Origin of the sequence: Methylobacterium sp. WL116, assembly GCF_008039455.1 — a bacterium.
Lineage (GTDB): Bacteria > Pseudomonadota > Alphaproteobacteria > Rhizobiales > Beijerinckiaceae > Methylobacterium.
Window position 1 is genome coordinate 1 of sequence record NZ_VRUV01000429.1, and the last position, 3,942, is coordinate 3,942.

At 73.4% G+C, this 3,942-nt stretch carries 7 protein-coding genes; 2 read left to right on the top strand and 5 right to left on the bottom strand.

The window, feature by feature from the left end; translation table 11 throughout:
* The first annotated feature begins 243 nt into the window (after positions 1 to 243).
* Positions 244 to 540: a hypothetical protein gene (locus FV223_RS22080; RefSeq protein ID WP_147729003.1), complete on the top strand. Its 297-nt coding sequence runs from the start codon at positions 244 to 246 to the stop codon at positions 538 to 540.
* 31 nt (positions 541 to 571) lie between these two features.
* On the opposite strand, the gene FV223_RS22085 is transcribed toward FV223_RS22080, so the two are convergent.
* Both FV223_RS22085 and FV223_RS22090 read right to left on the bottom strand, forming a co-directional pair.
* Positions 572 to 751 (bottom strand): hypothetical protein, encoded by a 180-nt coding sequence (locus tag FV223_RS22085; protein WP_147729004.1) that lies wholly within the window; start codon positions 749 to 751, stop codon positions 572 to 574.
* A gap of 16 nt (positions 752 to 767) precedes the next feature.
* On the bottom strand, positions 768 to 986 hold the full coding sequence (locus FV223_RS22090) for a hypothetical protein (RefSeq protein ID WP_147729005.1): 219 nt from the start codon (positions 984 to 986) through the stop codon (positions 768 to 770).
* Between the two features lie 224 nt (positions 987 to 1,210).
* Between FV223_RS22090 and FV223_RS22095 the strand changes: the two genes are divergently transcribed.
* Complete coding sequence (locus tag FV223_RS22095; RefSeq protein WP_147729006.1) at positions 1,211 to 1,900, top strand: SDR family NAD(P)-dependent oxidoreductase; 690 nt, start codon at positions 1,211 to 1,213, stop codon at positions 1,898 to 1,900.
* A 211-nt stretch (positions 1,901 to 2,111) separates the two neighbouring features.
* On the opposite strand, the gene FV223_RS22100 is transcribed toward FV223_RS22095, so the two are convergent.
* From FV223_RS22100 to FV223_RS22110, 3 genes are all read right to left on the bottom strand, one after another.
* Positions 2,112 to 2,288, bottom strand: a complete 177-nt coding sequence (locus tag FV223_RS22100; RefSeq protein WP_147729007.1) for a ribosome modulation factor — start codon at positions 2,286 to 2,288, stop codon at positions 2,112 to 2,114.
* Positions 2,289 to 2,331: 43 nt separating this feature from the next.
* On the bottom strand, positions 2,332 to 3,216 hold the full coding sequence (locus FV223_RS22105) for an NAD(P)H-hydrate dehydratase (RefSeq protein ID WP_147729008.1): 885 nt from the start codon (positions 3,214 to 3,216) through the stop codon (positions 2,332 to 2,334).
* Positions 3,217 to 3,256: 40 nt separating this feature from the next.
* Positions 3,257 to 3,942: histidine phosphatase family protein (locus FV223_RS22110; protein ID WP_147729009.1), on the bottom strand; the 686-nt coding region annotated here is incomplete at its 5' end.

Here is a 3,942-nt window from a genome sequence, read left to right on the forward strand (position 1 = left end):
GAGCCGGGGCGTGAACCCAGCGACGGCCTCGATCCCGGCCGGACGCAACGGGGTGGACGGCCCCGCGCAGCGCCGGGAGCGGCTGCTCGACGAAGGGCTCGAGGAGACCTTCCCCGCCAGCGACCCGATCTCGGCGCAGCGTTTCACCTAGCGGGCCGCGCGGGCGACCGCCGGCGGCACGGTTGTCGCTCCGGACGCGGAATGCGGCGACGGAGAGCCGGAAGCAGGCTCGGGGAGGCGGCGATGTCGGACCTGGACACGAAGCGGGAGGAGATCGCGGCCCTCGTCGCCCGCGATCTCGGGTTCGACGGGCTCGCCGGGCTGAGCCCATCCGATCGGGCTGCCGTCGACCGGAGGACGGCGGAGCTCGTCGACCGCTGCGATACGACCTCGCCGGTGTCGGCCGACGCCCCTGCCGCCGACCGGGAGATGCGTCGCCTGCTCGCGGAGTACCGCGGGCTGCTGCATCTCCCGACCGACGCGGCCAACGTCCGCCTGGCGGAGGTCGGCGAGGTCTTCGCCCCGGAAGACGACGCCTGACGCCGTCCTTTCGACCGGAGCAGCGCACGTTCTAGCCGCCCTTCGCGACCAGGAAGAACGCGACGCCGACGACGAGGAGGCTTCGCGCGACCCGGCCGCACGTTATCGCGCCGACACCGTCGTCGAGGGAACGCAGGTGGGCGATCTGGGCGAACATCGCCGCCCAGTAGGCCGACCACAGGCCGAGGATCGAGGCCATCGCAGGCGACATGGCCGGGCTGCCGGACCTAGCCCGGCGGCCGCCGCTCGTGGCGCCAGGACGCCACCGCGGCACGCCGCGCCTCGTAGGCACGCCGGACGGGCGAGCCGTCGGCGCCGCGCCCTTCCGGGCCGTAGCCGAAACGGAGGACGCCCTCGGGACCGTAGAGGCGGCTCACCTCGGTTCGCCAGACCCGATCGGTCTGGGCGAGAGTCGCCTCGGTCTCCGCGAGTCGTGTCGCATGCATCGTGGCTGTCCTGAATGGCGGGGTCGTGGGGTCAACGCGAGCCGGCGCCATCCGCTCCGGATCGCACGCGACAAACCGGTTTCTCGACGGGCCGTCCGCGGGGGCTATCTTGAGGCGATGCCCCTGTCCCGCCCCGCCCGTTCCGGTGCCCGCGCAAGCGACGGGCCAAGCCCCGCTTCGCCATGCCCGGCGACGTCCTTCCGGGGCGCCCGGGCAGGCGCGCGATGAGTGCGCGCCGTGCGCTGATCGTCGGCGCCTCCCGCGGGCTCGGCCTCGGTCTCGTCGCCCGGTTCCTCGAGCGCGGCTGGGCGGTGACGGCCACCGTGCGCCGGCCGTCGGCCGCCCTGTCCGAGCTCGCGAGCGCCGGCACGCTGCGGATCGAGACGGGCGTTGACATCGACGACGATGCGGCGGTGACCGCCCTGCGCACGCGGCTGGCGGAGGCTCCAGCCTTCGATCTCGTCTTCGTGGTCGCGGGCGTCGCGACGCAGGCCGGCACGCCGGCCGCGGCGATGCCGCGCGCGGTCGCGACGGCGGTGTTCGAGACGAACGCCCTCAGCCCGATCCGTTTCGCGGAGGCCTTCCACAAGCGCGTCGCACCGGGCGGTCTCGTCGTCCTGATGACGTCGAAGCTCGGCTCGGTGTCGCTGAACCGCGGCGGCGGCTGGAGCAGCTACCGGGCGAGCAAGGCGGCGCTCAACACCCTGGCCCGCTCCTTCGCCGGGCAGCACGCCAAGGCCGATTGGGGCGTCGTGCTGATGCATCCGGGCTGGGTCCGCACGGATCTCGGCGGCCGGCGGGCGACGCTCGACGTCGAGACCAGCGCGCGGGGCATGGTGGCCGTCCTGGAAGGTCGCCTCGGGGGATCCGGCTGCGTCTTCCTCGACCATGCCGGGGAGGTCGTGCCCTGGTAGCCCCTCGAACTCGACGCCGCCGGATCGAGGTCCGTCTTCGGCGTCGCGGCGCGATCGCAACGCCGGACAGGCCATCCCTCCGGCTTCGAACGATTCCCGCCGGAGCCGTGCGCCGGTCGGAGGCGATCGTTCGGACCGATGCCCTGCGTCGAGACGCTTCGGGCCCGAAAAGCAAACCGCCGCCCGAACTACGGCGATCCGTACAGGCGCGTCACGCGGGACGATCGTCCAGCCTGTCGCCGCGGACCGCCGCGTCGTACCCGGCCAGCCATTGGTCGTGGGCCGCCATGCCCTCGGCATAGGGGCAGTCTTCGCGGCGGAGGTTCTTGCCCGGCGCGTAGAAGCCGAGCGCGTAGTGGTCCAGGTTGTCGTCCGGCGGCTCCGACATCGATGGTTCTCCCGTATGCGTGGGGCGGCGGCGGTGCCGCGGCTTAAGTCATCACCTCGGCGAGGATGCACGGCACCTCCGCCGGAAGCTCGCGGGCGAGGAAGCCGATCCCGCCGTAGCGGCGCGCCAGCCGGCGGCCCGCCTCGCCGTGGGCGTAGACGCTCCACAGCGCCGCGGCTTCGGGCTGGGTTCCGCGCGCGAGCAGGCCGACGATGAGGCCCGCCAGCGTGTCGCCCGATCCCGAGATCGCCAGCCCGACATGCCCCATCTCGTAGCACCAGGCGCGGCCGTCGGGGGAGACGACCTGCGTCCGGCCGCCCTTCATCACCGTGATCGTCCCGAAGCGCTCGGTGGCCCGGCGGGCCGCCGCCAGCGGGTCGGCCTCGACGGCCTCCCGGTCGATGTCCAGCAACTTGGCCATCTCGCCGGCGTGCGGGGTGATGATCGCCGGCTTGGGCAGGCGGCGCGTCAGGTCCGGATCGGCGCGCAACGCGGCGAGCGCCCCGGCATCCAGGACGATGGCTGCCGTGTCCGCCCCACGGACGAGCGCGGCGACCACGGCTTCCGTGTCCGCGTCCTCGCTCATCCCCGGCCCGCACAGGATCGCGTCGCTCGCGCCGGCCCGCTGCGCGAGATCGTCGGCGCAGGCGCGCCCGATGCCGCCGGCCTCGGTCTGTGCCAGGCCGATCACCAGGGCTTCCGGCACGGCGATCCCGATCGGGATCGCGAGGTCGCGGCAGACGCCGATCTGCAGCTTTCCCGCCCCGACGCGCATCGCCGCGTTGGCGCCGAGCAGGACGGCGCCCGGCAGCGCCGTGCAGCCCGCGACGATCAGGACGCAGCCGCGCCCATCCTTGCTGTCGCCGTCCGGATCGGGAGGGGCCATGCCGCGGAGCACGTGCTCGGTCAGCGGTGTGACGGCGCTCATGGCTTCCCTCCGGTCCTTGCCCCAAGGGTCTGACGGTCGCTCAGCTCTTGGTGTCGGGTTCGGAGGTAACGGTGGCGCCCTGTGCCTCAAGGGGTGCGACGAAGTTGTAGCGGATCAGGTCGAGGGCACCACCGGGTGTGGCGCGCGCCGAGGGGACGTACTCGGTGACCCCGCAATTGGCGATGTCGCCCTCGGCGTCGATCGCCAGGATCTCCCCCTCAGTCATGTTCTCCAGGAGGTAGCGCAGGCACAGGACGACCACCTGGTGGGCGACGAGGAGGATGCGCTGGCCTTCGTAGTGCAGGGCCATCGTGTCAAGCGCGCCGCGCAGGCGCAGGATGACGTCGCACCAGCTCTCGCCGCCGGGCGGCCGGTGGTAGAACTTGCCGAGGTCGCTGCGCAGCGCCGCCTGCTCCGGGTGCAGCTGCTCGATTCCGGCGCGCGTAAGCCGGTCGAGGATCCCGAACTCCTTCTCGCGCAGGCGCTCGTCGACGAGGAGCGGCGGGGTGTCCGCGGCCAGCGCACCGGCGGCGCGGATCCCCTCGACGGTCTCGACCGCGCGGCGGTAGGGCGAGGCCAGGACGAGGTTCGGACGCTGGTCCTCGGGCAGGCTGGCGAACCAGCGGCCGAGCGCCTCGGCCTGCCGGTGGCCGAGCGGGCTCAGCGGCACGTCCACGTCGCGTTCGGGGATGTCGATCCGCGCCGCGCCCGAGGCCTGCGCCGCAT